Source organism: Azospirillum sp. UENF 111221 (assembly GCF_058780625.1).
This window is the reverse complement of the sequence record NZ_JBSNCH010000005.1, coordinates 261,975-288,761: the sequence shown is the minus strand read 5'-3', so window position 1 is coordinate 288,761 and position 26,787 is coordinate 261,975. Positions and strand designations below refer to the sequence as shown.

23 protein-coding genes and 1 pseudogene are annotated in these 26,787 nt (G+C 68.4%); 10 read left to right on the top strand and 14 right to left on the bottom strand.

What is annotated here, in order from left to right; genetic code table 11:
• Positions 1–6 precede the first annotated feature (6 nt).
• Positions 7–831 carry an ABC transporter ATP-binding protein gene (locus tag ACWPN3_RS15705; RefSeq protein ID WP_109447407.1) on the bottom strand — a complete coding sequence of 275 codons (825 nt, stop codon included), beginning with the start codon at positions 829–831 and terminating at the stop codon, positions 7–9.
• 239 nt (positions 832–1,070) lie between these two features.
• On the opposite strand from ACWPN3_RS15705, the gene ftsH reads away from it, so the two are divergent.
• The 5 genes and pseudogenes from ftsH (at position 1,071) to ACWPN3_RS15680 (ending at position 6,345) form a co-directional block, all read left to right on the top strand.
• A complete protein-coding gene (ftsH, locus tag ACWPN3_RS15700; protein WP_492261563.1) occupies positions 1,071–2,852 on the top strand; it encodes an ATP-dependent zinc metalloprotease FtsH in 1,782 nt (593 codons plus the stop codon).
• Between the two features lie 176 nt (positions 2,853–3,028).
• Entirely contained in the window at positions 3,029–3,775 is a 747-nt protein-coding gene (locus ACWPN3_RS15695) for a substrate-binding periplasmic protein (protein ID WP_492240435.1), read from the top strand.
• 74 nt (positions 3,776–3,849) lie between these two features.
• Positions 3,850–4,911: pseudogene (locus ACWPN3_RS15690) on the top strand (HAMP domain-containing protein); the annotation flags it as partial.
• 181 nt (positions 4,912–5,092) lie between these two features.
• Positions 5,093–5,410 (top strand): PP2C family protein-serine/threonine phosphatase, encoded by a 318-nt coding sequence (locus ACWPN3_RS15685; protein WP_492261562.1) that lies wholly within the window; start codon positions 5,093–5,095, stop codon positions 5,408–5,410.
• Positions 5,411–5,583: 173 nt separating this feature from the next.
• Positions 5,584–6,345, top strand: coding sequence for a response regulator transcription factor (locus ACWPN3_RS15680; protein WP_109447415.1), 762 nt, complete (start codon positions 5,584–5,586; stop codon positions 6,343–6,345).
• A 9-nt stretch (positions 6,346–6,354) separates the two neighbouring features.
• Here the strand turns inward: ACWPN3_RS15680 and ACWPN3_RS15675 are convergent, their stop codons facing one another.
• The 4 genes from ACWPN3_RS15675 to ACWPN3_RS15660 all read right to left on the bottom strand — a co-directional run bounded on the left by ACWPN3_RS15675 (position 6,355) and on the right by ACWPN3_RS15660 (position 10,253).
• Positions 6,355–7,404: a sensor histidine kinase gene (locus ACWPN3_RS15675; protein ID WP_492240431.1), complete on the bottom strand. Its 1,050-nt coding sequence runs from the start codon at positions 7,402–7,404 to the stop codon at positions 6,355–6,357.
• Positions 7,401–7,826 carry a DUF1987 domain-containing protein gene (locus tag ACWPN3_RS15670; protein WP_492240429.1) on the bottom strand — a complete coding sequence of 142 codons (426 nt, stop codon included), beginning with the start codon at positions 7,824–7,826 and terminating at the stop codon, positions 7,401–7,403. Before ACWPN3_RS15670 ends, ACWPN3_RS15675 begins: the two co-directional genes overlap by 4 nt.
• A complete protein-coding gene (locus tag ACWPN3_RS15665; protein WP_109447419.1) occupies positions 7,823–8,374 on the bottom strand; it encodes a SiaB family protein kinase in 552 nt (183 codons plus the stop codon). The genes ACWPN3_RS15670 and ACWPN3_RS15665 overlap by 4 nt, the downstream gene beginning before the upstream one ends.
• A gap of 118 nt (positions 8,375–8,492) precedes the next feature.
• Complete coding sequence (locus ACWPN3_RS15660; RefSeq protein WP_492261561.1) at positions 8,493–10,253, bottom strand: hybrid sensor histidine kinase/response regulator; 1,761 nt, start codon at positions 10,251–10,253, stop codon at positions 8,493–8,495.
• A 619-nt stretch (positions 10,254–10,872) separates the two neighbouring features.
• Between ACWPN3_RS15660 and ACWPN3_RS15655 the strand changes: the two genes are divergently transcribed.
• A complete protein-coding gene (locus ACWPN3_RS15655; protein WP_492240426.1) occupies positions 10,873–12,462 on the top strand; it encodes a sensor histidine kinase in 1,590 nt (529 codons plus the stop codon).
• On the opposite strand, the gene hisE is transcribed toward ACWPN3_RS15655, so the two are convergent.
• Positions 12,459–12,923, bottom strand: a complete 465-nt coding sequence (gene hisE / locus ACWPN3_RS15650) for a phosphoribosyl-ATP diphosphatase (protein WP_492240425.1) — start codon at positions 12,921–12,923, stop codon at positions 12,459–12,461. The genes ACWPN3_RS15655 and hisE overlap by 4 nt on opposite strands.
• 260 nt (positions 12,924–13,183) lie before the next feature.
• On the opposite strand from hisE, the gene ACWPN3_RS15645 reads away from it, so the two are divergent.
• Positions 13,184–13,378: a hypothetical protein gene (locus tag ACWPN3_RS15645; RefSeq protein WP_247873041.1), complete on the top strand. Its 195-nt coding sequence runs from the start codon at positions 13,184–13,186 to the stop codon at positions 13,376–13,378.
• A 44-nt stretch (positions 13,379–13,422) separates the two neighbouring features.
• Positions 13,423–13,629, top strand: a complete 207-nt coding sequence (locus tag ACWPN3_RS15640; protein ID WP_492240424.1) for a hypothetical protein — start codon at positions 13,423–13,425, stop codon at positions 13,627–13,629.
• Between the two features lie 131 nt (positions 13,630–13,760).
• Here the strand turns inward: ACWPN3_RS15640 and ACWPN3_RS15635 are convergent, their stop codons facing one another.
• Positions 13,761–14,495, bottom strand: coding sequence for a Crp/Fnr family transcriptional regulator (locus tag ACWPN3_RS15635; protein ID WP_492240423.1), 735 nt, complete (start codon positions 14,493–14,495; stop codon positions 13,761–13,763).
• Positions 14,496–14,708: 213 nt separating this feature from the next.
• Between ACWPN3_RS15635 and ACWPN3_RS15630 the strand changes: the two genes are divergently transcribed.
• Entirely contained in the window at positions 14,709–15,110 is a 402-nt protein-coding gene (locus tag ACWPN3_RS15630; RefSeq protein ID WP_109447431.1) for a hypothetical protein, read from the top strand.
• Positions 15,111–15,207: 97 nt separating this feature from the next.
• Positions 15,208–16,044: a DUF502 domain-containing protein gene (locus ACWPN3_RS15625; RefSeq protein ID WP_492240422.1), complete on the top strand. Its 837-nt coding sequence runs from the start codon at positions 15,208–15,210 to the stop codon at positions 16,042–16,044.
• Here the strand turns inward: ACWPN3_RS15625 and recG are convergent.
• The 7 genes from recG to ACWPN3_RS15590 all read right to left on the bottom strand — a co-directional run bounded on the left by recG (position 15,996) and on the right by ACWPN3_RS15590 (position 26,638).
• Positions 15,996–18,077: an ATP-dependent DNA helicase RecG gene (recG, locus tag ACWPN3_RS15620; protein ID WP_492261560.1), complete on the bottom strand. Its 2,082-nt coding sequence runs from the start codon at positions 18,075–18,077 to the stop codon at positions 15,996–15,998. The two genes, ACWPN3_RS15625 and recG, sit on opposite strands and share 49 nt — an antisense overlap.
• A 415-nt stretch (positions 18,078–18,492) precedes the next feature.
• Positions 18,493–21,435, bottom strand: a complete 2,943-nt coding sequence (locus tag ACWPN3_RS15615) for a chemotaxis protein CheA (RefSeq protein ID WP_492240420.1) — start codon at positions 21,433–21,435, stop codon at positions 18,493–18,495.
• A 38-nt stretch (positions 21,436–21,473) separates the two neighbouring features.
• On the bottom strand, positions 21,474–21,896 hold the full coding sequence (locus ACWPN3_RS15610) for a response regulator (protein WP_492240419.1): 423 nt from the start codon (positions 21,894–21,896) through the stop codon (positions 21,474–21,476).
• 56 nt (positions 21,897–21,952) lie between these two features.
• Positions 21,953–23,032 carry a chemotaxis-specific protein-glutamate methyltransferase CheB gene (cheB, locus tag ACWPN3_RS15605; protein WP_492261559.1) on the bottom strand — a complete coding sequence of 360 codons (1,080 nt, stop codon included), beginning with the start codon at positions 23,030–23,032 and terminating at the stop codon, positions 21,953–21,955.
• Positions 23,029–24,477 (bottom strand): chemotaxis protein CheW, encoded by a 1,449-nt coding sequence (locus ACWPN3_RS15600; protein ID WP_492240417.1) that lies wholly within the window; start codon positions 24,475–24,477, stop codon positions 23,029–23,031. Before ACWPN3_RS15600 ends, cheB begins: the two co-directional genes overlap by 4 nt.
• Positions 24,474–25,400: a CheR family methyltransferase gene (locus tag ACWPN3_RS15595; RefSeq protein ID WP_492240415.1), complete on the bottom strand. Its 927-nt coding sequence runs from the start codon at positions 25,398–25,400 to the stop codon at positions 24,474–24,476. Before ACWPN3_RS15595 ends, ACWPN3_RS15600 begins: the two co-directional genes overlap by 4 nt.
• Positions 25,397–26,638 carry a methyl-accepting chemotaxis protein gene (locus ACWPN3_RS15590; RefSeq protein WP_492240413.1) on the bottom strand — a complete coding sequence of 414 codons (1,242 nt, stop codon included), beginning with the start codon at positions 26,636–26,638 and terminating at the stop codon, positions 25,397–25,399. The genes ACWPN3_RS15595 and ACWPN3_RS15590 overlap by 4 nt, the downstream gene beginning before the upstream one ends.
• Between the last annotated feature and the right edge of the window lie 149 nt (positions 26,639–26,787).

Below are 26,787 nucleotides of genomic sequence, written 5' to 3'. Positions count from 1 at the left end.
ATGTCGTCACCGCAGCTTGGTCTGGGCGTAGCCCTTCAGCACCTCGTCGCGCAGTTGCGCCCAGATCTCCTGGTGCAAGGCGAGGAACTGCGGGGTCATGCGGATTTCCGCCACGTCGCGCGGCCGGTCGAGGCCGATGCGGTATTCGCCGATCAGCCGCGATCCCGGCCCGGCAGACAGCACCAGCACCCGGTCGGACATGGCGATGGCCTCCTCCAGGTCGTGGGTGATGAAGACCACCGACTTGCGGTCGGCCGCCCACAGGTCGAGCAGCTCGTTCTCCATCATCTGGCGGGTCTGGACGTCGAGCGCCGAGAAAGGCTCGTCCATCAGGATGATCTTCGGATCGACGATCAGCGTCTGGGCCAGCGCCACGCGCTTGCGCATGCCGCCGGAAAGCTGGTGCGGAAAGCGGTTGCCGAACCCTTCCAGCCCGACGCGCGACAGCCAGGGCAGCGCGCGCTCCCGCGCCTCCGCCTTCGACACGCCGCGGAACTCCAGCCCGGCGGCGACATTGTCGAGCGCCGACTTCCAGGGCATCAGCGCCTCGGCCTGGAACATGTAGCCGGCCTTGGGATTGATGCCGGTCACCGGCTGCCCGAAGGAGAGCGCGCGGCCCTCGCTGGGCTTCAGCAGGCCGGCGGCGACGTTGAGCATCGTCGATTTGCCGCTGCCGGTCGGGCCGACGATCGACACGAACTCCCCGTCGGCCACGGTGAAGCTGGCGCCCTGGACGGCGGTGTAGGAACGTCCCCGGCCGTCGGGTGAGGGAAAGGTGCAGGTCACGCCTTCCAGCTGGAGGGCGGGCGCCGCGGCGGCGGCCTCGGCCATGTCGGTGTGGTCCTTATCGTTCGGGCGGTATGCTTTGGTTGGAGGACCATACTGTCCGAAGAGAAGCCTATCGGCAACCGATTGAGATCTCCGTAGAATCCGAAAGGAGCCATTCCGGAAATGCACCGCTTACGGTGTCAAAGAAGAGACGCGGGGCCTTATCGGTTGCCGCCATGCCCTGCCCTCCAGCATCAATGGCATAGATCGAAAGCCAGTCCTTTTCCCTTTGCGGAGCCGACATGCCCACGCTGCCGAAACGCCCGTTGATCGCACTTGCTGTCCTGGCCGCCCTGCTTGCCGTGTGGCTCGGCTTCGCCGCCTGGTACGATCACCACCAGCGGGCGGATGAACGGCCGGCCACCTACAGCGCGCTGATCGAACAGGCCGGGCGCGGCGAACTCGGCTCGATCACCTTCGCCAACGGCACCGGCCATGCGGTCGGTACGGACGGCAGCCGCTACCGTGTCGTCATGCCGGTGACCGACGATCTGCTGAAGGAGATGCGGGCCCACAAGGTCGCCATCGCCTTCGACGAGGGTCCCGGCGGGCTGATGGCGCAGACGGTGGGCGTGCTGGACCGTACCGCTCCCTTCGTGGTGGTGGCGCTGCTGATCGGCGGGCTGCTGATGAGCGGCGGGCAGTTCTTCGGCATGGGCCGCGCCACCCGCGTGCGGCCGGAGGACACCAAGACCGTCTTCGCCGACGTGGCCGGCGTGGACGAGGCCAAGGAGGAGCTGCGCGAGACGGTACAGTTCCTGAAGGACCCGCGCCGCTTCGCCATGGCCGGTGCGCGCGTGCCGAAGGGCATCCTGCTGGTCGGCCCGCCCGGTACCGGCAAGACCATGCTGGCCAAGGCGGCGGCGGGCGAGGCCGGCGTCCCCTTCTTCGCCGCGTCGGGATCGGATTTCGTCGAGATGTTCGTCGGGCTGGGTGCTGCGCGCGTGCGCAGCCTGTTCAAGACCGCCCGTGCCAACGCCCCCTGCATCCTGTTCATCGACGAGATCGACGCGCTGGCCGGCAAGCGCGGCGAATTGACCAGCCATTCCGAGCGCGAGCAGACGCTGAACCAGCTGCTGGTCGAGATGGACGGCATCGTCGAGGGTGGCGAGGTGGTGGTGATCGCCGCCACCAACCGGTCGGAGATGCTGGACCCCGCCGTGCTGCGCCCCGGCCGCTTCGACCGCCACATCCATGTCAGCCTGCCCGACGTTGCCGGGCGCGAGGCCATCCTCGGCGTTCATGCCGGGCGCCTGACGCTGGCCCCCGACGTCTGCGCCCGCACGGTGGCGCGCGGCACGCCGGGCTTCTCCGGCGCGGAGTTGGCCAACCTGACCAACGAGGCGGCGCTGTCGGCGGCGCGCCAGGGCCGCGTCATCGTCACCATGGCCGATTACGAGGCCGCCAAGGACCGCGTGCTGATGGGCACCGAGCGCCGCAGCCTCGCCCTGACGGCGCACGAGCGGCGGCTGATCGCGGTGCATGAGGCCGGCCACGCGCTGGTGTCGCTGCGCTGCCCGCAGGCCGACCCGATCCACAAGGCCACCATCATCCCGCGCGGCGGCGCGCTGGGCATGGTGGTGCGTCTGCCGGAGGGCGACCGCGTCTCGGTCTCGCGCGCCAAGCTGATGGCCGACATCGCCGTCGCAATGGCCGGCCGCGCGGCGGAAGAGATCGCCTTCGGCGCCGATCAGGTCACCACCGGGGCCGAGGCCGACTTCCGTGCCGCCACCGACCTGGCGCGGCGGATGGTCACCGCCTGGGGAATGAGCGAGGAGATCGGCTTCGTCGCCCATGCGGCGGCGGAGCCCGGAGCCCGGTCCGAACGGACGGCATGGCGCATCGATGAGGAGGTCCGGCGCATCACCGACGAAGGCATGGACCATGCCCGCCGCCTGCTGCGCACCGACCGCTCCGCCCTGGACGGCATCGCCCAGGCCCTGCTGGAGCGCGAGACCCTGACCGGCGGCGAGATTGCCGCGCTGGCCGACGCCCAGACGGAAAGGGCCACCGAGGCGGCTTAAGACCCCGAGAGAAAGTTACCGAGCCGGAACGAATATCTGCCCGGACTTGATAAGGAAATGTCCCGCATTGCGGGGTGAGTGCATACCGGGGTAGACTAGCCCTGTTCTGTTCGAGGTAGCACGAGAGGGGCGCAATGTCGGGGCCGATATCCCGCCGGACGGTTCTTGGAACCGCCTTGCCCTTTCTCTGCAGCTTTCCGCTCCTCGGGTTTCGGCCGGCCCCGGCACACGCGACGGCCACGGTCGTCCAGGTCGGCGCCTATGAGTTCCCGCCCTATGTCGACGAAACCGGCGGCGGCATCACCCGCGACTTTCTGGAACTGCTGAACGGCGCGCAGGGTGAATTCCGGTTCGAGACGGTCAGGACCGCCCCGCAGCGCCGTTACGAGGATCTGGAACAGGGGCGGTTCGACATGATCGCCTTCGAGTGCCGCAATTGGGGCTGGCAGGACCGTCCGGTCGACGCCACCCGCCCCTTTCTGCGCGACGCGGAGGTGTTCATCGCCAGGGCGGCGCCGGGGATCGACCAGAATTATTTCGACGATCTGAACGGGAAGACGATTCTCGGACGGCTCGGCTATCACTATGCCTTCGCCGGCTTCGATGCCGACCCCAAGCGGCTGGAGCAGCGCTATCGCACCCGCGTCACGGTGACGCATGAGGGCAATGTCCGCAGCGTCGTCGCCGGGCGGGCCGACCTGGCCATCGTCACCCGATCCTTCCTGACCCGTTTCCTGCAGCGCGAACCGGATCTGGCCCGGCAGATCCTGGTCTCCGACCGCACCGATCAGATTTACGAGCACACCATCCTGATCCGGCACGGTGCGGCGCTCACCACCGGCTGGCTCAATGCGCTGCTCGACCGTCTGGAGGCGGACGGGCGCCTGGAAACCCTCTGGCGGCGCAGCGGAATCCTGTCTTGAAACGGCGATCCTCCCTGCTTGCGCGGGTGGCCGGGGCCATCCTGCTGACGACGGCAAGCATCGGCACCATCGCGATGCTGCTGTCGGCGCAGATCGTCGAAGGACAGCGCCATCAGGATCTGCTGCGGCGGGCCGAGCTGGTCGCCGCCACCCAGGCCGACGCGCTCAGCGGCTTCGTCTGGGAAATGGACAACCGCAGCGCCCAGCGCATGATCGAGGCGCTGACCGCCCGCGATCCGGCGATCCTCTCCATTTCCGTCTTCGAGACGGACCGGGAGCAACCGCTGGCACGGACCGTGGTCGGAAAAACCACAGGAAAGGCCGAGGATACCGACGGCATCGTCACCGTCGAACGCCCCATCCTTCTGCACGGGCGTGAAGGGCGGGTGCAGACGGTCGGGCATCTCAGCATCGCCTATTCGACGGCCGAGGTGCGGCAAGCCACGCTGGATGCGCTGATCCCGGTCGCCGGGCTGCTTCTGCTGTCGCTGCTGGGGGCGATGGCGGCGCTGGGGCTGACGCTGAACCGGATGGTTCTGCGTCCGCTGCGCCGCCTGACGCAGTTGGCCGGCGCCATGGCGCGCGGAGAATACGGCGCCCGCATGGATGCCGGGCGGAGCGACGAGATCGGTGTGCTTGCCGATGGCTTCAACCGGATGGCGGCGACGGTGCAGGACCACACCAGCACCCTGGAAAGCCGGGTCCGCGACCGGACGGAGGCGCTGGCCGCCACCAACCGCGCCATCATGGACAGCATCAACTACGCCCAGCTGATCCAGTCGGCCATCCTGCCGTCAGCCGGCACGCTGTCGGCCGGCTTGACCGAACATTTCGTTCTGTGGCGCCCGCGCGACGTGGTCAGCGGCGACTTCTATGTCTGCCGCGAGGTCGAGGACGGATTCGTGGTCGCGGTGGCCGACTGCACCGGCCATGGCGTCCCCGGCGCCTTCATGACCATGACCGCCAGCGCGATCCTCAACAATGTGCTGGACCAGCTTGGCGCAGCGGACCCGGCCGCGGTGCTTGCCGCCGTCGACCGCAAGGTCCGCGCCGCCCTGCACCAAGAGGAGGAAGCGCGCGGCGGAGCCGACTGCTTCGACAACGGCCTCGACCTGGGGCTGTGCCACATCCGGCCGGCCGCGGGCAAACTGGTCTTTGCCGGCGCCCGTATCCCGCTGCTGGTCGTTGCCGAGGGCGGCGTGGACGGCAGCGTGGACGGCGGGGTGGACTGCGGCGTGACGGAACTGCGGGGCAACCGCCGCAGCCTGGGCTATCGTCCGAGCGCATTTCACGCGACCGGCAGAGAGCCGGTCGGCGGTGGCGCCGAGTTCGCCCTTCACCAACCACAGCGTTGCCCTGCGGCCCGGCCAGACCTTCCTGATGAGCACCGACGGGCTGGTCGACCAGAATGGCGGGGAGCGGGGACGCAGCTTTGGCCGAATCAGGCTGCACGAGCTGTTGAGCCAAGGCGCCCACACGCCACTCGACCGTCTGAAGACCGATGTGGAAAGCTCGCTCGACCGGTTCCAGTGCGGCCGCGAACAGCGTGACGACATCACCCTGTTCGGTTTCCGCGTGCGGCTGACGGACGCAGTCGCCGTCTCCAGCACAGGGTCCGGCCGCCGGGCGGCGTAAAAGTCCTGGACCGATTGTGCGTATCTGTTACAGACATGTCATATATTGTGACGGGTTGTGACGCACACGCAGCGGGAGCAGCGGGAGCAGCGGCTACCTCTCAAGTTTGTTTTAAAATTTAGGCATTCCGGGGTATGTTGCACCCGCTGGAGTGGTGATAGGGAGAACACGGCATGGCCGGTCCGACGATCGTCGTGGTCGAAGATGAGAATTCTTTGCGGTCCGACATGGTGGAGTATCTGTCGAGCTGCGGATTCGATGCCATCGGCGCACGGGACGGGACGGAACTGGACCGGCTGTTGCAGACCCGCACCGCCGCCATCGTCATCCTGGATGTCAATCTGCCCGACGAGGATGGGTTCAAGATCGCCGCCCGGCTGCGCGACCATCATGGCGCCGGCATCATCATGGTCACCGCCCGCAGTTCGACGGTCGACCGCATCGTCGGGCTGGAGATCGGCGCCGACGCCTATCTGGTGAAGCCGGTCGAGCTTCGCGAACTGGAAGCGCAGGTGAAGTCGCTGCTGCGGCGGCTGAGCGAGCGCGCCGCGGAGTCGGCCGCCCAGTCCGCCAACGGTGTGGCGTCCGGCGAGGCCGCCGGCGACGGGGCGGACGAGGCGCGCTGGTCGCTGGACCCGACGGAATGGAGCCTGACCAACCCCGCCGGCATCCGCATCAGCCTGACCAGCATGGAGATGAAGCTGACCAGCCTGCTCGCCGCCCAGGCACGCAAGCCGGCGACCCGCGACCAGATCTCGCAGGCCTTGTACAATCGCCGCTGGAACCCGGAAGACCGCTCCATCGACACCGTTGTCGGCCGCCTGCGCCACAAGGTGGAGGGCGCCATCGGCGGTCCTGCGCCGCTGAAGTCGGTGCATGGCGTCGGTTACGTGTTCTCCGCCCCGATCCGGGTGGTCGGGACGGGCCAGGGCTGAGTCCCGGCTCTACATCGTCAGAGCCTCGACCGGCAGTTCGCGGTCGGGTGTCCGGCGTGGGAACTGCAGGGTGAAACTGGTGCCCAGGTCGGGCGCGCTTAACACCGTGATCGAGCCCATCAGAACACCGACCACCAGATTGTGGACGATGTGGAGCCCAAGCCCGCTGCCGCCGCGACCGCGCCTGGTGGTGAAGAAGGGCTCGAACACCCGGGCACTGTGCTCCTCGCTCATGCCGCGGCCATTGTCGGCGAAGCACATGCGGACGGTGTCGGCGTCCGGACAATCCACCGTGATCGCCATCCCCCCTGCCTGCCCGTCGACGAAGGCATGGGTCAGCGCATTCATCACCAGATTCGACAAAATCTGCGACAGCACGCCGGGATAGCTGTCCAGTTCCAGGTCGGCGGGGCAATAGACCGCCACCGCATGGCCCGATGGCCGGAACTTGGGCTGAAGGCTGACCAGCGTGTCCTGGATATAGGCGGCGAGATTGACGGTTCGCCGGACCGCGCTGGCGCGGTCCACCGCCACCTGCTTGAAGCCGGCGATCAACTGAGACGCCCTTTCGCAATTGCCGAGGATCAGATCGGTGGTGTCGACCGCCGTCGCGAGGTAGCGGGCGAACTCCGCCTTGCCCAAGGTCCCGTCGTCTGCGCGCCGGCGCATCGCCTGGGTGGCGTCGGCCAGATGCGAGGCGCAGGACACGGCGATGCCGACCGGCGTGTTGATCTCATGGGCGACGCCGGCGACCAGCGCGCCGAGCGACGCCAGCTTCTCCGACTGGACCATCGCCTCCTGCGCCTCGCGCAGGTGATCGAGTGCCGCCTCCGCCTCGCTGCGCTGGCGATCCAACTCGTGGATGGCGTCGCTCAATTGGGCCTGCAACCGGTCGCTGACCCGCACAAGCCGCTGCTGCTCCCGCGTGCTGAGCTCAAAGGCGGCGATCAGGTCGCGGAATTCGGGTAGGCAGTCCGGCGCCAGCGTGCCCAGCCTCGTTTCCAGAGCGCGGGCCTTGGCGAGGGCCTCCTCCTCCGCGGCGAAGAGATTGAAGCTCATGGCGGGCCGCCGGCGGGCATCTCCCGCATCTGGAAGACGACGTGCCGCAAATCCTCCGCGAAATCCTCGCCCAGTTCGCGCATGGACTCGTCACTCTCCTCGACGCACCATGTCAGCGTCACCGGCCGCCCGCCCTTGGCCACCGTCTCGAGCATCTGGAAAATGTTCATCAGCGCCTTGGCACTGGAGCTGTTGAAGTAGAGAAGCTCCATGTCGAAGCGGATGGGACCGCCATCTGGATCGCCGAGAAAGCCGCGCAGCGCCTCGAATACCGGGCCGAAGAACGCTGCGACATCGTCGGGATAGGACTCGCCGGTCATCCGCAGATGGCCGCTGGCGAAATCGAACGACACGCCCGGCGTCCGTCCGGTGGCGGGAATGGTCAGGCAGCCCATCGCGTGGTGCTCGGCCCGGACGTTCATACGCTGACCTTGAGGCAGAAGAAGCTGCGGTCGGCGTCCATCGCGTTGAAATCGTAATCGATGGGATCGCTGGCCCGCCGGGCGATCTCGATCAATCCCAGCGTGGCGCCGCGGCTGCCGTCGTCCGGCTCCTCGCGAAGCTGTTCGCGGTAGTAGGTCTTGATGCCGTCGCGATCCAGGCTCTTCAGATGGTCGAGCCGTTCCTTCAGACGGGGCACTTCGCTGTTGCGCACGGTGTTGCCGCAGACGATGAAGACCTTGCCGCGTTCCATGCCGATGGTGACCATTCCGGCGCTGAGTTCCACCGCGCGGCCGGCGGTGCCGGACACCTTCTCCGCCGAGTAGCGGATGATGTTCTGCATCTGCTCGACGAAGACGGAGAAGACACGGCGGATGGTGGGTCCGTCGGCTGCTTCCAAGGCCATCTTCTCGCGCAGAGCCTCACCCAGGGAATAAAGTATCCCCTCCGACAAATAACCGCTGAAAGAGAACACGATCCCCTTGTCGTCGAGATCGCGCTTAATCGACGCATATTGCTGGGCAAGCATGGCTGTAGCCTGAGGTTCCACGGATACCGGGGTTCCGCCCGACTATGTCACCTCCTATGACAAAGGGCCACAGACTTTCGGAGAGGCGACATGGAAGCAGGCGCGCCAACGCGTTGCATCACACCGGCACCACGATCCGGAAGGTCGAGCCCTTCCCCGGCACACTGTCGACGGCGACCGCGCCGCCATGCAGCAGGGCGATCTGCTGGACGGTGTGCAGCCCGATGCCGGTGCCCGGCACTCCGGAGGCGCCGGTCCCGCGGAAGAAGCGGTCGAACAGGCGCGGAAGCTCCACCTCTGGAATGCCGCGGCCATGGTCCGTCACCTCGATCACCGCCATGGCGCCGTCGGTGTCGCCGCTGAGGAGGATCGGCCCACCCGGTCCGGAATATTTGAGGGCGTTGTTGACCAGATTGCTGATCACCAGACCGATCAGGTTGGCGTCGATCTCCGCCCGCGGCGGCAAGCGGTCCAAGGTCAGCCGGAACTCGCGGTCGGGGTAGGCGACGCGGAAAGGCTGGACGACGGTGCGGATCAGGTCCGGCAGATCGATTTCGGCCCGCTCCACGACGAGGGCGTTGCTCTGCAGCCGCTCGTCGGTCAGATGGGAGTCGATCAGGCCGGTCAGGCGCTGCACGCTGCCGCGGATCACCGCCAGCCGTTCCAGCATCTCCGGCTCCACCTGCCCGGCCCGCATCGCCAGCAGTTGGGCGGCGCTGTCGATGATGGCGAGCGGCGTGCGGAATTCGTGGCTGACCATGCCCAGGAACTGGCGCTGCTGGTCGCGCGCCAGCAGTTCGCGCTCCAGCGCCCGTTCCACCCGCTCCTTCGCCAGGATCAGCGCCTTCTGGTTGGCGGCCAGTTCCAGCGTGCGATCCTCCACCCGCTGTTCCAGCGAGCGGTTCAGCGCCATCAGTTCCTCATACAGGCAGACATTGTCGAACCCGATGGCGACGCGGTTGCAGAACAGCTCCAGCAGGCGGTGCTCGTCGGCGACATAGGGCTCCGTCCGTTCCAGCCGGAAGACAGTCACGCCATGCTCGCGCGTGCGGAAAACCAGGACGCAATGGTCGTCACTGTAGAGGTTGGACTGGGTGGCGAGCGCAGTTGCCACCTCCGCGGCGGCGGTGGCAGTCAGGACGTCGCCCACCGGCATGCCGATGCTGTCGGCGAACGGACCCAGCCCGGCGACGATTTCGTCGGTCAGGCCGCCGTCGGCACGCGCAACCGGCCGGCAGGCCAGCACCGCCGGCGCGGCGCCGTGATCGACGACGCGGGCGATCTGCTCCGCCAGCCGTTGGACGAAGCTGCGCATCGGCCGCATCTCGAACAGCGGGGCCGATGCGCTGAGGATCCGTTCCAGCCCCTGCCTGTTGCGCTCGATCGTCACGATGTCGCGCCAGGCGCGCAACGCGCTGACCAGGGTGGTGAAAAGACGCTGGGCGGTCAGCTCGCTCTTGGCTTTGTAATCGTTGATGTCATAGCCGACGATGACGTCGCGTTCCGGCGCCTGTCCCGGCTGGCCTGTGCGCAGGATGATGCGCATGCGGTGGTTGCCCAGTTCCTCCCGGATGTGGCGGACCAGTTTCAGGCCGGCATCCTCCGTCTCCATCACCACGTCGAGCAGGGCAATGGGCAGGTCCGGCCGCCGGGCGAGGACCGCCTTCGCCTCCTCCGCCGACAGCGCGCTCACCACCTCGAACGGGCGTCCGTCGAAATCAAAGTCGCGCAGCAGAACCGCGGTCATGGCATGGACCTGGGGATCGTCGTCCACCACCAGAACGGGCCAGGGCAGCCCGGAGGGCCGCTGGGGCGTCGCCACCGTTACGGCGCTGTCTTCCGGGCCGAACAGCAGCTCGTCGTCCAGCCCACCGACCATCCCCATCATCCGCCGCCCCCACACCACTGCGCATGACCGCCCTCACCGCAGCACAATGGAACCACCGTCCGGTGCCTGTTCCAAGTCAGATCGGACGAATCGACAACATTCGTTTCAATTTGTCGCATATGAGCGAACAGCGCTGTGTCAGTTCGTCAATGTTTTGCAAGAGTTCATTGCCCAGACACACAACGGAAGCTGTGCAAAGGACGGAGCGGGTGCGACACTGATCACGGGATGGTTGCCCACCAGGAGAGAGGATGGAGGATTCCTTTGTCCATGCTGCGGGGATGCTCCGCCGGCAGAAGCCCCAGGGCGTGAATGCCGGACGGCCACCCGATCTGGCGGAAGGCTGGACGAGGCCCACCATTCGGGGAAATAGTATCCACTCTTAACCCGACATGGTTGTTGGATGACGGAATGCAACGGTTGAGCTATTCTCGCGCCCAGCCCATCTCCTCTAAGGCCATCTCCTGTAAGGCCATCCCCTTTAGTGGAAGGACCACCTCGCCCCGATGACCCCTGCCGGCCTCGAACAGGACTCACATGCCGCGGGAAGCCGGGTTGCGGAACGGGGGGGCGCAAGGCGGCGTCCCTGGCTGTGGGCGCATTGCTGGCGGTGTCGCTCCTCCTCACCGGCGCCCTTCTGGTGTTTTCGGCCTACCAGTATCGCAACCAAGTGATCTCCGAGGCGGAGAACCGCAGCATCGCCATCGCCCGCGTTCTTGAGGAACATGCGGCCAGGACGCTGGGCATCCATGCCTCCACCCTGTCGCACATGGAATGGATGGTGGACGATCTGGGCTGGGACCGGATCGACGGCACTCCCCTGCTGTTCGAGCGGCTGAAGGCGATGGCCGCGCAATCGCCGGAGGTCCAGTCCTATTGGATCACCGACGAGACCGGGCGGGTGCGCGCCAGCAGCTACGAATGGCCGATGCGCCCGCTGAACGCGGGAGACCGCGAATATTTCCGCGCCCATCTGAATCCCGGCACGATGCTTCACATCGGCCCGCGGCTGAACGGCAAGATCGTGCCGGAGGTCGTCTTCACCCTGAGCCGGCGGATGGAGCTGCCCGGCCACCGGTTCCAGGGTGTGGCGCAGATCTCGCTGCTTCCCAGCTATTTCACCGACTTCTACCGTTCGGTCCTGCATGGGTCCCGCGATGTGATCCTGCTGATGCGCGAGGATGGCGAGGTGCTGGTCCGCAATCCGATGATCGCGCCGGAGGACAGCGCCGCCATCGGACGCTTCCCGGAGCTGATCTCCACCCCCGACAGGAACGGCATCTTCCGCGCGGTCACCCCCTCCGACGGGGTGGAGCGGTTGTTGGCCCGCCGCAAGGTGCCCGACCTGCCCGTCTACGTGGTCTATGGCACCGATGTCGCCTCCATCGAGGCCGCCTGGCTCGACCGGGTGCTGCCCTATGTCCTGACGGCTTTCCCGGCGCTCGGCCTGCTGGGCCTGCTGGGCGGCATCGCGTTGCACCGGTCGCGGCAGGCCGCCAATGCGCAGGTGGCGCTGCGCCGCGCCAACGAGGCGCTGGAGGGGCGCATAGCCGAGCGCACCCGCCATCTCGATCAGGCACTTGCCGACAAGGAAGTGCTGCTGCGCGACATTCATCACCGGGTGAAGAACAACCTGCAGGTCATTCTCAGCCTGCTGGAGTTGCAGGCGCAACGGTCGCCCGAACTGGAAGCGCCATTCAGCGAAGCCCTGACGCGCATCAACACGATGGGTCTGATCCACGAGCAGATCTACCGCTCCACCGGCGTGTCGGCGGTCCGGCTCGACAATTTCGTCGAGGCGCTGGCCGGGCACCTCAACAGCTTCCACAGCCGCCCCGGCCGGACCATCGTCATCAGGCACCGGGTCGAGCCCGTCAGCCTCGACCTGAACCGCGTGGTGCCCTTCGCCCTGATCCTGAACGAGGTGGTGTCGAACGCCTACAAGCATGCCTTCACGGGCCGCTGCTCCGGCACCATCGACATCGCGGTGACGGCGGAAGACGGATCGCTGCACCTGACCATCGAGGATGACGGCACCGGCGCGCCGGAACCGGAGGATGCCGCCCCGCCCGGACGGCGGTCGATGGGCATGGATTTGATCCGGGCCTTCAGCCGGCAAATCCGCGGCGAATACCATTTCGCCAGGGGAGTGGGCACGCGGTTCGATCTGGTCTTCCCGCGGGAGGCGGACCCCGCCTAACGCTTGCAGCGTTTGGCCTGATTGGACTTGTCGGAATTGGACTTGTCCGAACTGGATTTGTCCGGATTGGATTTGGGGGAAAGCGGCCTGTCATGGCCGGCGGCGACACCATTGATGGGGTCGTCCGATTTCGGCAGCTTCTCGGCTATGCCGTAGGCCAGCTCGCGCCGCCGCAGTTCCGCCAGGATCTCGTCGGGGGCGACATCGAGGTCGGCCAGCAGGACCACCAGATTGTACAGCAGGTCCGCCGCCTCCATCACCAGCGCGCCGCGGTCGCCGCGCATCGCCTCGATCGCCACCTCGATCGCTTCCTCTCCCACCTTGCGCGCCATGCGGGCGCGGCCTTGGGCCAGCAGCTTTCCGGTGCGGGAAGTCTCGGGAATGGCAGACGGTTCGCGCCGCATCGTCTGGACGGCGTCGTAGAGACTGCGGAGCGGATCGGGGCCGATGTACTGAACCATCCCCCTGAAGTCGTTTTTTCCGGCAGCACTGTCAAGATGTTGGTTGGTCGGCCGAACATCCTAGGGATGCGGGCGAACAGTCCGGAAGGCGTCGCCGTGGGTTGATAGTTCGTAATGCTGATTGGTTTGTATAATGACGATTTGCCAAAGGAAACCTCTGTATAGCTGTAATTTTTGCAGCATCCAGCAATGCAAAGGCCGCGTATTTGGCATTGGGTATACCAGTATATAGTCTCCTCAACAGCCCGATGGAGACAACGATGACCACCACCACTTTCCAGCCCGGCACCGAACACCACGCTTCGACCGATGCCCTGCATGCCGTCGCCGAATTCCCGGTGGCCTGGTTTGAAGCCACCCCGGCCTATCTGGTCCTGCGTCCGGTCGGCGCCTTTCTGCAGGAATGGGTTGCCGCCACCCCGGCCGGCTACCTGCTCGGCCTGCTGAAGCGCTGACACCCCGCCACCCCTTCCGACATTTTCAGCCGACGGAGACGATCATGAGCATCCTCAGCCTTCATCATGGCGATCATGGCGATCATGGCATCCATGGCGACGCCCAGCCCCAGCATTCGGTCCGCGATTTCGCCGCCGACTGGTTCGAGGCCACGCCCGCGGCGATCCTGCTGCGTCCGGTTGCCGCGTTCCTGACCGAATGGGCCCTGGCCACCCCGGTGGCGATCCTGGTCCGGTCTCTGCACCGCTGATCGCGGTACAAAAAAGCAAAAAAAGTCTTGAGGGTTTGAAAGGCGACCGCGGCACGGCCCGACCATACGGGCTGCCGCGGCCTTTTCTTTTTCAGGGTCCGTTCTCAGGGTCCGTTTCCCTGCCCGCGCTCTCAGGCGCCGCCGCGGACATCCTCGACCAGCATTTCCAGCCGTGACAGGTCGCGCACCACCAGCGCGTCGGGACGGCGTTCCAGCAGCCCGTCGCGGGTCAGGTCGCTCAGAACGCGGGCGACGGTTTCACGCGTGGTGCTGACGCGGGCGGCGATGTCGGAATGGACGGGAATCGGCGCAATGATCGCCGAGGCACCCTGGCGTGAGCCACGCTTGGCAAGGCGCAGCAGTTCGGCATGGACGCGGTTGTTGGCGCCGAGCGTCGACAGTTCCATGATGCGGTCGGTGGCCCCGCGTAGCTTGTCGCACAGCCGCAGCATCGTCGCCATCGCCAGTTCCGGATGGACGGTCACCAAAGCCTGGAAAGGCTTGGCCGGCAGGAAGGCGACCAAGGCGCCCTCCCCCAGCGCCACCACCGACGCCGACCGCGGACGGCCGTCCAGCGCCGACATTTCCCCCACCAGTTCCCCCGCCTCGATGTCGTTGAAGCTGATTTCGCGCCCACCGGCCGAATGGCTAAGCACCCGCACCCGCCCTTCGACCAGGAAGGCGACGTCGCGGGTCTCGGCCCAATGGTCGATCAGCTGCTCGTCGGGAGCGAAGCGGCGCCAGCGGCATTGGCGCGCCACCGCGGCGCGCTGGTCGGCGGACAGCGGTCGAAGCAGCGCGATGCGGTCCAGGCCGGCGGCGGATGCCTCGGCCAGCCCATCGGCCGGGCTGTCGGGCTTGGTCATTCTGGTTTCGTCATGTCGGTCTTTGGCGCGGAAGATTCCGGCTTCGCCCCGGACTGTATGTTGCCCCGAAGGATAGCGTGACCTGCGCAAAGGTGGAAGGCGCTGTGACTATTGGCCGGTGTCAACCCTCCGTTAACGCCAAGCGCGCAGAAGGGGGTGACGCCTCGCCGAATTTCCCATTTGCCGAACCCATCGTTGCCCGGAGCGCCGACCATGCCGACCCTGTTCCCCGTGCCCACCGCCCGCCGCATCGACCGCCAACGGCTGCTGTCGGTCGCCCTGATCCCCTTCGCGGCGGCCATCGCCATGGCGAGCACGGTCGCCGCCACCGGCTTCACCGCCAGCCCGCTGGGCGAGGCGAGCAGCACGCTGGGCTTCCTGCTGGATTTCGTGAAGTTCTGCTATCTCGCCGTCGCCATGGCGCATCTGTCGGGCGCCATCGCCGACCACACCTGCGGCAGCCTCGCCGCCGGCCTGTCGATGGACGAATACGACGCACCGGAACCAGTCTCGAAGGACGAGTTCTGGCGCGCCTTCCCCAACCATGTCGACGGCGCCGCCATCGCCGGGGCCGTCACGCTGCTGTCCGTGATCGCGAGCTCGCTGGTCGGCTGACGCTTTTCCCAATTCCCGCGTTCCCTTACGCGGCAGTTGAGAGCGGACGGCGCTTGCCCCACTATGGCGCGGATGGACGATGGGCGGATGGGCAGGCGTGAGCGGAGATCAGACTGAACCGAAGGCCGAGGTGAAGGCCGACCCGAAGTCCCAGGGCAAGCCCCAGGCGAAAGGCCAGATGGGGGAGCCGGCGCGGCACCGCCGCGAGGGCATCGGGTTGATGGGACGGCTGCGGGCCTATTTCCTGGCCGGCATCCTGGTGACGGCCCCCATCGCCATCACCGTCTATATCGCATGGTGGTTCGTGTCGCTGATCGACGGCTATATCCGACCGTTGATCCCCAGCGTCTACAATCCGGAAAACTACCTGCCCTTCTCGATCCCCGGCATCGGCGTTCTGGTGGTGATCATCGCCGTCACCCTGATCGGCGCCTTCGCCGCCGGCTATGTCGGCCGGCTGGTGCTCGGTGTCGGCGAGGGGGTGGTCGGACGCATGCCGGTCGTCCGCTCCGTCTATGGCGGGGTGAAGCAGATCTTCGAGACGGTGCTGGCCAAGAAGTCGAACGCCTTCCGCGAGGTGGTGGCGATCCAGTATCCGCGCCCCGGCGTGTGGTCGCTGGGCTTCATCACCGGCAGCGCCCACCCCGAGGTGCAGGTGAAGCTGGCCGGCGAAGCCGACGACATCGTCAACGTCTTCATCCCCTGCGCGCCGCCCACCGCCGGCTATCTGGCGATGGTGCCGCGGCGCGAGGTGACCGTGCTGAACATGACCGTCGAGGATGGGCTGAAGCTGGTGATGTCCGGCGGCATCGTCGTCCCGCCCGACCGCCGCCCCACCCTGGTGGAAATACCGGCCGATCCCGACGATGAGGATCTGGACGGCGATCAGCCCGACCGCAAGGTCTTGGCCGCCGCATCGCGTTCGAAGAGGTAGAGCAGGGTCCGCAGCGCCTCCCCGCGCGGGCTGGCGAGGTCGGGGTCGCGCTCCACCACCAGCCGGGCATCGTCGCGCGCCACCGCCAGCAGGTCGCCATGCACCGCGAGGTCGGCCATCCGGAAGCCCGGCAGGCCCGACTGGCGGGTGCCCAGAACCTCGCCGGCACCACGCAGGCGCAAGTCCTCCTCGGCGATGACGAAGCCGTCCTCGGTGTCGCGCAGGGTCTTCAGCCGTGCCCGCGCCGTCTCCGTCAGGTTCGACTCGAACATCAGCAGGCAGCTCGACGGCTTCTCGCCACGGCCGACCCGGCCACGCAGCTGGTGAAGCTGGGCGAGGCCGAAGCGTTCGGCATGCTCGATCACCATCACCGTCGCTTCCGGCACGTTCACGCCGACCTCGATCACCGTGGTGGCGACCAGAACGTCCAGGCTGCCTTCGGCGAAGGCGGCCATCACCGCGTCCTTGTCGGGCCCCCGCATCTTGCCATGGACGAGCCCGACACGGTCGCCGAAGGTAGCGCGCAGGAAGGCATGGCGCTCGGTCGCGGCGGCGAGGTCGCTCTGCTCCGATTCGTCGACCAGCGGGCAAACCCAATAGACCCGCGCCCCCTCCGCCACCTTGCGCTGGATGCCGTGGACGACCTCCTCCAGCCGGTCCAGCGCGATGGTGACGGTCTGCACCGGCTTGCGGCCCTCCGGCTTCTCGGTCAGGCGCGACACGTCCATGTCGCCATAGGCGGTCAGGGTCAGAGTGCGCGGGATCGGGGTGGCGGTCATCACCAGCACATCGACCGCCCGCCCCTTGGCCGACAGCTGAAGGCGCTGATGGACGCCGAATCGGTGCTGCTCGTCGATCACCGCCAGCGCCAGATCCTTGAAGGCGACATCCTCCTGGAACAGGGCATGGGTGCCGACCAGCAGCGGCAGTTCGCCGGAGGCCAGCCGGTCGAGCACAGCCTGGCGTGCCTTGCCCTTGTCGCGCCCGGTCAGCAGCCCGATCTCGACGCCGGCCGCCCTGCACAGCGGCGCCAGGCTCTCGGCATGCTGACGGGCGAGGATTTCCGTGGGCGCCATCAGCGCGGCCTGGGCGCCGGTCTCCACCGCGTTCAGCATCGCCATCAGCGCGACTACGGTCTTGCCGCTGCCGACATCGCCCTGGAGAAGCCGCAGCATCCGCCGCTCGGCGGCCATGTCGGCATAGATCTCCTCCAGCGACCCGGCCTGCGAACCGGTCAGGGAGAAGGGCAGCGCCGCGAGCGCGGCGCGGCGCAGGCTGCCGTCGCCCTGGGTCGCCCGCCCGGCCAGCCGGCGCTGGCTGGCGCGCACCAGCATCAGGGCGAGCTGGTTCGCCAGCAGTTCGTCATAGGCGAGGCGACAGCGGATGGGGGCCGTGGCGGCGAGGTCGCCCTCATCCTCCGGCGTGTGGGCGCGCTTCAGCGCCTCGGCCCAGCTCGGCCACTGGCGGCGGGCCAGCCATGCCGGATCCTGCCATTCGTCGAGCGGCGGGACATCGTTCAGCGCCGCGCGCACCGCCTTGCGCAAGGTCTTGGCCGGCAGGCCGGCGGTCATCGGATAGACCGGCTCGACCAGTTCCAGATCTTCCTTGGCGTCGACCGGGACGACGGCGTCGGGGTGGGTGATCTGGGCGGTGTCGTTGAACCACTCCACCTTGCCGGAAACCACCATGGTGGTGCCGGCGGGGATCTGCTTCGACAGCCAGTCGCCGCGGATATGGAAGTAGACCAGCTCCAGCACGCCGGTCTCGTCGGTGCAGCGGATCTTGTAGGGATGGCGCGGGTTCACCGGCGGCGCGTGCGAATCGATGCGCACGGTCAGGGTGGCGATGCGCCCATGCGGCGCCTGCGCGATCGTCGGCGAGAAGCGGCGGTCGACCACGCCGCAGGGCAGATGCCACAGCAGGTCGACCACATGGGCGCCGGCCAGCTTCTCCACCAGCTTGCCCAGCCGGGGGCCGAGGCCGGGAAGTGCCGTGACCGGTTTGAACAGCGGAAACAGGATGGCGGGACGCACGGGCGGGTCGCTACCGGAAAAGCCTTCGACGGCCACCAGAAAGCCGGGTGGGCCTTCCTGCGTCAAGGCTGCTGAACGGCATTGGGGAAAAGGCGGGGAAAAGAAGGGACGGCGGAGCGCACCCAAGGCCAGGGGGCCTATGGTGGGGGGCAACGTCGGCCAGGAAATTGGCTTGGACGCGCTCCGCCGATAGGTACCGTCCGGAGGCAAACGGGAGAACCGGACGGTCGGGTCCGATGGCAGGGAACCATCGGGAAGAGACACCAGATAAGAAGACGCTCAATTGTGACGGGCCGGTGTTTCAGGGGGGCTGGCCCGACCGCGTCACAAGAAGGACATTAGCCCGTCCGCCCTGTCCCCAACCTGACTCAACCATGAATTTCCCTTCATGAACCGGCCAAGCCGAACGGGTGCATCAGGCCGGCGCATCGGCCTCCCGCCGCTGGGCCAGCGCGGCGAGGCGATAGAGTTCGTCGCCGTCCAGGATAATGACGATGCGGCCGTCGTTCAGCAGGGAGACGCCGCCGACACCGGGCACCTCGGCGAGGCCGGGATGGCTTTCGCGGACGAACAGGTCGCCGCGGCGCAGGAGCCTGTCGATCTCCAGCCCGATGCGGCGGCCGCCCTGGCGCAGAACGACGACGAGGCGCTGGCCGGGGCCGCAGAGCGGCCACTCCCCCTCGGCGGGAAAGCCCAGCGCATCGGCGAGGCGGACCACCGGCAGTACCCGCTTGCGGCGCATGACGGTCCAGCAGCCGGAGACGCGGTGGAAATCGTCGGCGGTGAAGCCGCAGACCTCCTCGACGAAGCGGTCGGGGATCGCCAGCACCTGATCGTCGACCTGGACCAGCAGGGTGCGCAGGATCGCCGCCGACAGCGGCAGGTCGATGGCGAAGGCGGTGCCCGCCCCGTCCCGCGTGCGGATGGCGATGCTGCCGCCCAGCCGGGTGATGGCATTGCGCACCACATCCATGCCGACACCGCGGCCGGACGTCTCGGTCACCGTGTCGGCGGTGGAGAAACCGGGGGCGAAGATGAATTCCCGCACCGCATCGGGCGACAGGTGCAGGCTGTCCTCCTCGCCGATCAGGCCCTGGCTCACCGCCTTGGCGCGCACCGCCTCCGTCGCGATGCCGCGGCCATCGTCGACGATCTCGACCACGACGCGGCTGTTGCGCTGGATGGCGCGCAGGGAAAGCGTGGCCTGGGCCGGCTTGCCGGCCACCTCACGGTCGGCGGCAGGCTCGATGCCGTGGTCGATGGCGTTGCGCACCATGTGCATCAGCGGGTCGTAGAGCATCTCGACCATGCTCTTGTCGATGCGGACCTCGCCGCCCTCGGTGGCGAAGCGGACCGACTTGCCCTGCCCGCGTGCCAGTTCGCGCACGACGCGGGGAAACTGGTTGAACAGGGTCTCGATGGGAACGACGCGCAGGTCCAGCGCCGCCTCGCGCAGCCGGTCGACGGAGCGGCTGAGCTGGGCGTCGAGGTCCAGCAGGTCGCGGCGGTGATGCTCGACCGCCTCACGCAGGAGACGCAGGTCGGGATCGCCGGCACCCAGCCGCTCGGTCAAGGCGGCGAGCGCCGACTCCAGCCGCAGGTCGTTGGCCGTGGCGTTGAGGTCGCCGGACAGCAGGACCATGCCGTCGATGCGGGCCATGAAGCGGTCGATCACCTCGCCGGGCACGCGCAGCACGCCACCAGCGGCGGGGGCCGCCGGGCGGGCGGATGGGGCGGCAGGCTGCGGGGCAGCGGTCGTCACCGGTGCACCGGCGGACTGCACCGCAGGCAGGGTCCGCGCATCGGCAGGGACCGGCAGGTCAGGTGTGACCGGCTCCCCGCCATCCCCGGCCGGATCGGACGGCGCGCAGGCGCGGATGCGCAGGAAGCCGCCGCCGGGGTCGATGCCGGCGAGGGCGTCCGCCAGGGCGGGAAGCTCCTGCGGGGAGGCGATCAGCACACGCAGCCAGGTCTTGCCGTCGATGAACTCCGGCCAGTTGGTGATGGCGCGCACCTTGCTGCCCATCCACTGGACGAACCCGGACGCGACCTCCGGCGAGGTTTCCAGAAAGGCGGTGACCTCGTAGAGCCGCATCTCCGGATCGGCGATGGCGGCGCGCAGGTCGGCGGTGCTGTCGGGCGACAGGAAGCGCAGCAGGCCGGGATCGAGCCCAAGGGCCGAAAGATCGTCGGCGTTCAGCGGACGGCGCGCCTCGCCCGCCTCCCGCTCGGCCGAGACGGCATCGACGAAGGTGCGCAGGCGGCCTTCCAGCGCAGCCACCCCGTCCGCGTCCAAATCCCCGGCCGGATCGCACGCTGCCCGCGCCGCCAGATCGGCGATCATGGTGCGGGCGTCGGCCATCAGGATCGGCCAGTCGGCATGGTCGGCGGCGGGTGTACGGCGCATCACATCGGCCAGCACCCGCAGCAGGGCGGAGCCGCGCGGCAGCCGGACGATGTCCAGCGTCGCCGCCATACGGTCGAGCAGCCCGGCAAGTTCGGCGGCAACGGACGCATCGGCCAGCACCGACGGATCGGCCAGCAGCGCATCGGCGCGGGCGCCGCCCTGGGCAAGGATCTGGGCGTTGTGGTCGGCCAGCAGGGTCGCCAGGATCGCCGCACCGGCATCTTTGCCGGTCAGTCGCCCGATGCGGGCGCTGGCGGTGGCGACGGCCTGAAGCTCGCGCAGGATAGCGTCGGCATCACGGGCGGCCAGCGCCTCGCGGAACCGGCGCAGCGTGTCGGCGAAGGGCAGGAAGTTCAGCCGCTCGCAGGCCAGCTCCAGCCGGTCGGCTGTGTCGTCGACGCTGCGGAGCCCCTCCTCGTCCAGGCTGTCTAGGTCGAGCGCGCGGGTCAGCGTCGCCATCCCGTCATGCAGCAGCCCGACGAACAGGCCGAGCATCCGCTCGTTCTCGTGCAGACGCACCGGCGGGGGCGGCGGCGGGGCGGGAACGGGCTTGGCGGCGGGCCCCTCCCCGCCCAGCGCGTCGAGCCGCGCCAGCAGGTCGGCCGGCGCCTGCCCGTCGCGGCGGTCGCGCATGCCGGCCTCGGCAAGCCCGCGCAGCGCGTCCAGAGCCTCCAGCAGCGGGGCGGCGACCTCCTCCGTCAGCGCCAGCGCACCGCCGCGCACACGGCCGAGGATGGTTTCCGCCCGGTGCGCCACCGCCTCCATCGCGAAGAGGTCCATGGCGCGGGCGGCCCCCTTCAGCGAATGGAAGGAGCGGAACAGGGCAGCGATCCGTTCCGCCTCCGGCCCGTCGCCGGGGCCGGCGGACAGCAGCTTTTCCAGCAGGTCGAAATGTTCGCCGGCCTCGACGCCGAACTGTCGCCACAGGGTCTCGATCAGTTCGCTGGTCATGGGTCACCGCTCACAAAAGAAGGCGCCGAACCGGAGACTCAGGGCTTCAAGGGCGGGGGCAAGCCGGCGGCGCGGCGGATGGCGGCGACGATGTCGTGGCCCTTCTTGTGGGCAAGGTCGAGGCTCATGGTGCCGGACGGCTTGGCGATGATCTCCACCGCACCCAGGGCTCGGGCCTCGTTCGCTTCGGGCGAGCCGACCTGCGCGACGGAGGAGATGATGATCACCTTGGCGCGCGACATCAGCGACAGATGCTCCATCACCTCCAGACCCGACATCTCCGGCATTTCGATGTCGAGCAGGACGATGTCGGGCTTCAGGCTCTTGACCATCTCCAGAGCCACCTTGCCGTTTTCGGCCGCACCGACGAGGGACAGCTCGTCGTCAGCGCGCACGATGTCGCCGATGATGGTGCGCATCAGCACCGAGTCATCGACCAGCAGGATCGTCGGCTTCGCCATGAGTAAAAACTTCCTATGTTTGCAGCGCCTGTCGGCTTCCGGGGTCTTCCCGATTGTCAGGAGAGTGTGAAGAGAGCGTTCAGCTTGCGGGCGATTGACGTAACCGGCAACACCTCCGTGGCGATACCGGCACGGATTGCCGCCCTGGGCATGCCGTCGACCGCGCAGGTCGCCGGATCCTGGATCAGAACGGGAAAGCGGCGTTCCGCGAAGGCCGTCGCACCGTTGCTGCCGTCGTCGCCCATGCCGGTCAAGACGACGGCGACCGGCGACTCCGCCGCTTCCGCGGCGCTGCGGAAGAGCCGGTCGGCCGAGGGGTGGTAGATGGCGCCGGCCGGGTCGGCGGCATGCAGGGTGAAGCGGCCGGAGGTGCTGCGGCGCACGGCCCAGTCGCCGCCGCCACGCAGGATGGTGACGGCCGCGGGGTCGAGCGTCTCACCGTCGGCCCCCTCCCCCACCGGCCGGCCGAGCGACCGGGCGAGCGACGCGGCGAAACCGGCGGTGAAGCTGGCCGGCATGTGCTGCGCCACCACCAGCGGACAGGGCAGCGGTCCGAGCGCGCCCAGCAACTCCGCCAGCGCCACCGGCCCGCCGGTGGACACGCCGATGACGACGAGGTCGGGGCGGTGTCCGCGGACGGACGGACGCAGAGACGGAGGCGGTTCGGGTGCGGGCTCGGCCACGGAAGCCGGAACGGAATCGGCGGCCCGCTCCCCCGTCAGCGCCATGCGCCAGCGGCCCCAGTGGCGCACCTTCTCGGTCAGCTGGCGTTCGATGGACGCCATGTCGAAGGTGATGAAGGAGCTGTTCTTGCAGATGAAATCCACCGCCCCGGTTTCCAGCGCCCGGATGGTGGCGGCCGCCCCCTCCGACGTTTCGTTGGAAACCATGATGCAGGGCGGGCCCTTTTCCGCGGCGATGGCCTGAACCGATTCGATTCCGTCCATGACCGGCATGTTCAGGTCCATGGCCACCACATGCGGCTTCAGCTTCCGCGACAGGCGCAAGGCCTCGGCACCGTTGCGCGCCTCGCCGACGATCTCGATGTCGGGCGCCGGCTCCAGCATCTTGCGCAGCGCGATGCGGACGAAATTGCTGTCGTCCACCACCAGCAGGCGGATGCGCGGGTCGGTCATGGCGCGGCAACCTCGCTCCGGGCGTCTCCGATGGGCAGCACCCTGGTGCCGGCAGCCGCGGCGGCGGTCAACCCCTCGGGCCGCAGAACCGGGATCAGGGCATTGTCCAGGCGGATCACCGCGGCGGTCAGGCGGTCGGACAGCGGGTCGACATCCTCGCTGTCGATCTTGCGGATGCGTTGGATCTCGTCGGCGATCACCGCCACGGTCCCGCCGTCGATCTCTACCAGAACGGCGATGCCGGGCGTGGCAGGAGGCGCGCCGACCGGCGCCCGCGCCAGCAACCGGCGGAGATCGAGAACCGGGAGGATGCGGCCGTCAACATCGGTCAGCCCGTCGAAGCTTTCGGCGCCCTGTGGCAAACGCAGCCGGTCGGACACCTCCACCACGCGGCGGACCTTCTCGAACTCCAGCGCATAGATGCGGGCCTCCACCACCAGGGTGAGGAAGCGGCGGTAGAAGCGGCGCGGCAGGCGGCTTTCCGCCAGATCGTCGTCGGGATCGCTACCCTCGGGTACGAAGCGGCCGATGTCGTCGAGTTGATCGCCCAGCATGCGCGCCACGCTCCTCACGTCGAGCCAGAGTCCATCGTAATCCAAGATCCGGGCCGCCGTCCCGGCCTCGCCCGCGCGCAGGCGGTCCAGCGGCACGCGCACCACGCCCCGCACCCCGTCCACCCGGACGCCCACCGGCCCCCGCCGCGTCCGCAGGACGACGGCGTAGCCGCCGGGCCGATCCCCGATACCGGCGCCGGCACCGGCACCGAGCGGATCGGTGACCAGGATCGACCGCTTCTGCACCCGCGCCACGCCCCGCACCAGTGCCGGCGCATGGGGTAGCGGACGCAGGTCGCCGAGGGGGAAGACCAGCAGCAGATCGTCCATTTCCAGCGCATGGGGTTGGCCGGCGACCTCCACCATCAGCAGGCGGATGCTGGCGCGCTCGCGCGACGGGTCGGGCGGCTCCGCTGCACCGCCGGACAGCGCATCGGCATCCGCCAGCCCCGGAACGGCGAGCGCCCCGCCGCGCCCCAGCCGCATCAGATCGGGATCGAGCAACCGCAGGGACCGGTCGCCATGGCGCAGCCGGCCGGCCACCGGTGTTCCGCAATCCTCCGGCTCCGCCGCGCACAGCTCCACCCGCTCCGCCGTCAACGTGCCGCCGATGCGGCCGGCGCGGAGTGCCAGCACGCCGGTTCCGGCGCGCAGCACGATCAGCAGTCCGCCGCGCCGTCCGCCGCCCCAGGCCAGCCGCAGCGACGGGTAGCCGGTGACGTCCAGCACCGGCAGGATGCGACCGGCGACATTCGCCAGCCCCTCCACCTGCGGCGGGGCGAAGGGCAGCCGGGTGATGCCGGTCGGCTCCGCCACCTCCTCCACCCGATCGGCGGCGACGGCGAAGGGCGTGCCGGCGATGTCGAAGGTGAGATAGCCGCAGGTCGTCATGCCGCCGCCTCTCTCCGCCGGTAAGCGAGCGCGCGGTCGCCGCGATGGCGTTCGAAGCCATTGCTCCGGCAACAGTCGTCCGGCAGCCGGTCGGTGGTGCCGAGAACCAGCCAGCCGCCCGGCGCCACCGCCGCGGTCAGCAGGGAGAGCGCCCGTTCGCGGCTGTCGTCGTCGAAATAGATCATGACGTTGCGGCAGGACACGAGATCGAAGCCACCGGCCGGCACCTCATCCGGCAAGTCGGCGTCCATCAGATTGTGGCGGGCGAAGCGCACCACCCGGCGGGCATCGCCATGCACCCGCCGGTGCAGCGGCGCCTCCGCCCCCAGCGGGACGAACCAGTTTTCATAGTCCGACGGCATTTCGCGGAAGGGCCCCAACCCCTCGCCGCCATAGCAGGCATTGGCGGCCTGCCGCACGGCGATGCGGCTGAGGTCCGTGCCGAGAACCTCGACGGTCCAGTCGGTTTCCAGCCCCTGTGCGGTACGGCGTGCCTGCCCGGCGTCGGCCAGGGCCTCCAGCGTCACGATGGCGAGACCGTAGGCTTCCTCCCCGGTGGCGCAGCCGGCACTCCACAGCCGCAAATTTCGGGTCGTGGCGCGTTCGGCGATCAGGCGCGGCAGCAGATGGCCGCGCAGATAGGCGTGATGCGGCAGGTCGCGGAAGAAATAGGTTTCGTGGATCGTCAGATTCTCGATCAGGCTCAACCAGTCCGGGCTGTCGGCCGGCGCCCCTTCGATCTGCGCCACCCAGTCCTCCAGCACCGCCAGCGGCATCGCCGCCAGGATGCGCACCAGCTTGCGCTCCAGCGGGCGGTCGTGGCGAATCCCCGCCTTGCGCCGGACATCCTCCAGCAGCCGCCGCACCAGATCGTGCAGCGGTCCATCCGACCCGGACTCAGGAGGAGCGGCGCCGCCGGTCACGACGCCCGGAAGCGTTCGGCCAGCCGCCGCGTGTCGTCGGCCAGCCGGGACAGATGGACCATGGTCGCGGTGATCTCCTCCGACGCGGCAGCGTTCTTGGAGGCGACGGTGCGGATGTTGCCGACGTTCGATTCGATCTCGACGATATGGTCCTGCTGGTGGGCCATGGCCGCGGCGACCGACTGGACCATGCGGTCGATCTGTGTGACCCGTTCGGCGATGCCGTCCATCATCTGCACCACTTCCGCCGTGGCAGCCATCCCCTCCTCCGCCATCGCGGCGGCGGCCTCGACGATCTCGGCGATCTGGCGGGCGCTCTCGACGGCGTTGTCGGCGAGCTTGCCGACCTCCTCGGCGACCACCTCGAAGCCCTTGCCCTGCTCGCCGGCGCGGGCGGCCTCGATGGAGGCGTTGACCGACAGGATGTTGGTCTTCACCGCGATCTGGGTGATCGCCTCGGTGATGCGGCCGATGCGGCGGCTGTTGTCCCCGATGGTCTGGGAAACACGGACCAGCCGCGCCATCTCCGCCTTGCCGCGGTCGGCGAATCCGGCGGTGACCCGCACCATGTCGGAGGCGGCGCGGGTGCTGTCGGTGACGTCGGCGATGGCCCGGACGGAGCGGCCGACCGCGTTCACCACCCGGTCGAGATCCTCGGTCTGGATGGCGGCACCGTCGGCGACCTGCGACACCGCGGTGCTGGCCTGCCCGGCGGCGACGGCGACCTGGGCCGCCTGCTGGCCGATGTTCCGGAAGGAGGCACGAGCATCCTCCACCAGCGCCGCCATCTCGCCATAGCGGCCGGGGAGAGGCGTTGCGGCCGGTGCGTCGCCGTCGGCCTCATGCGTCAGGCGGCGGAGGGTCGCATGCAGGCTGTCCTGGGTCCGCACGACACGGGCGAGCGCCGCGGCAATGCCTCCGGCCTCGTCGCCGCGGACGGACAACGCGGATGCATCGTTCCGCATCCCAAGAGCCGGCATCCCGGGGTCCGGCGTTCCGGCGGCGAGGCGGTCCGCGGCCGCCTCCAGCCGCGTCATCGCGTCCGACAGATCGAACGCCAGGACACAGCCGATCAGCAGCGCCAGGGCGAGCGTACCGCCTGTGGCGAGCCAGACGGTCTGCGGCGCGGCATCCGGAACCGCCTGGGGAAGCAGAAGGGGAACGAGCGCTGCTGCCGCGGGCAGAAGAACGGCGAGTCCGAAGCGGGGAAGGATCCGCAAGCTGGCCGGAAGGGACATCGCGGTACAGACTCCTTACGAACGACCAGCGGCATCCCGCGACATCTCGCGGAGACCGCACGCCACCCTTATGACTTGCCGGATGCACCCCAACCGAAGCAAGGTGAATCCGGCAGATGGACCGGGATGCCGCAGATCACGCGGGGCTT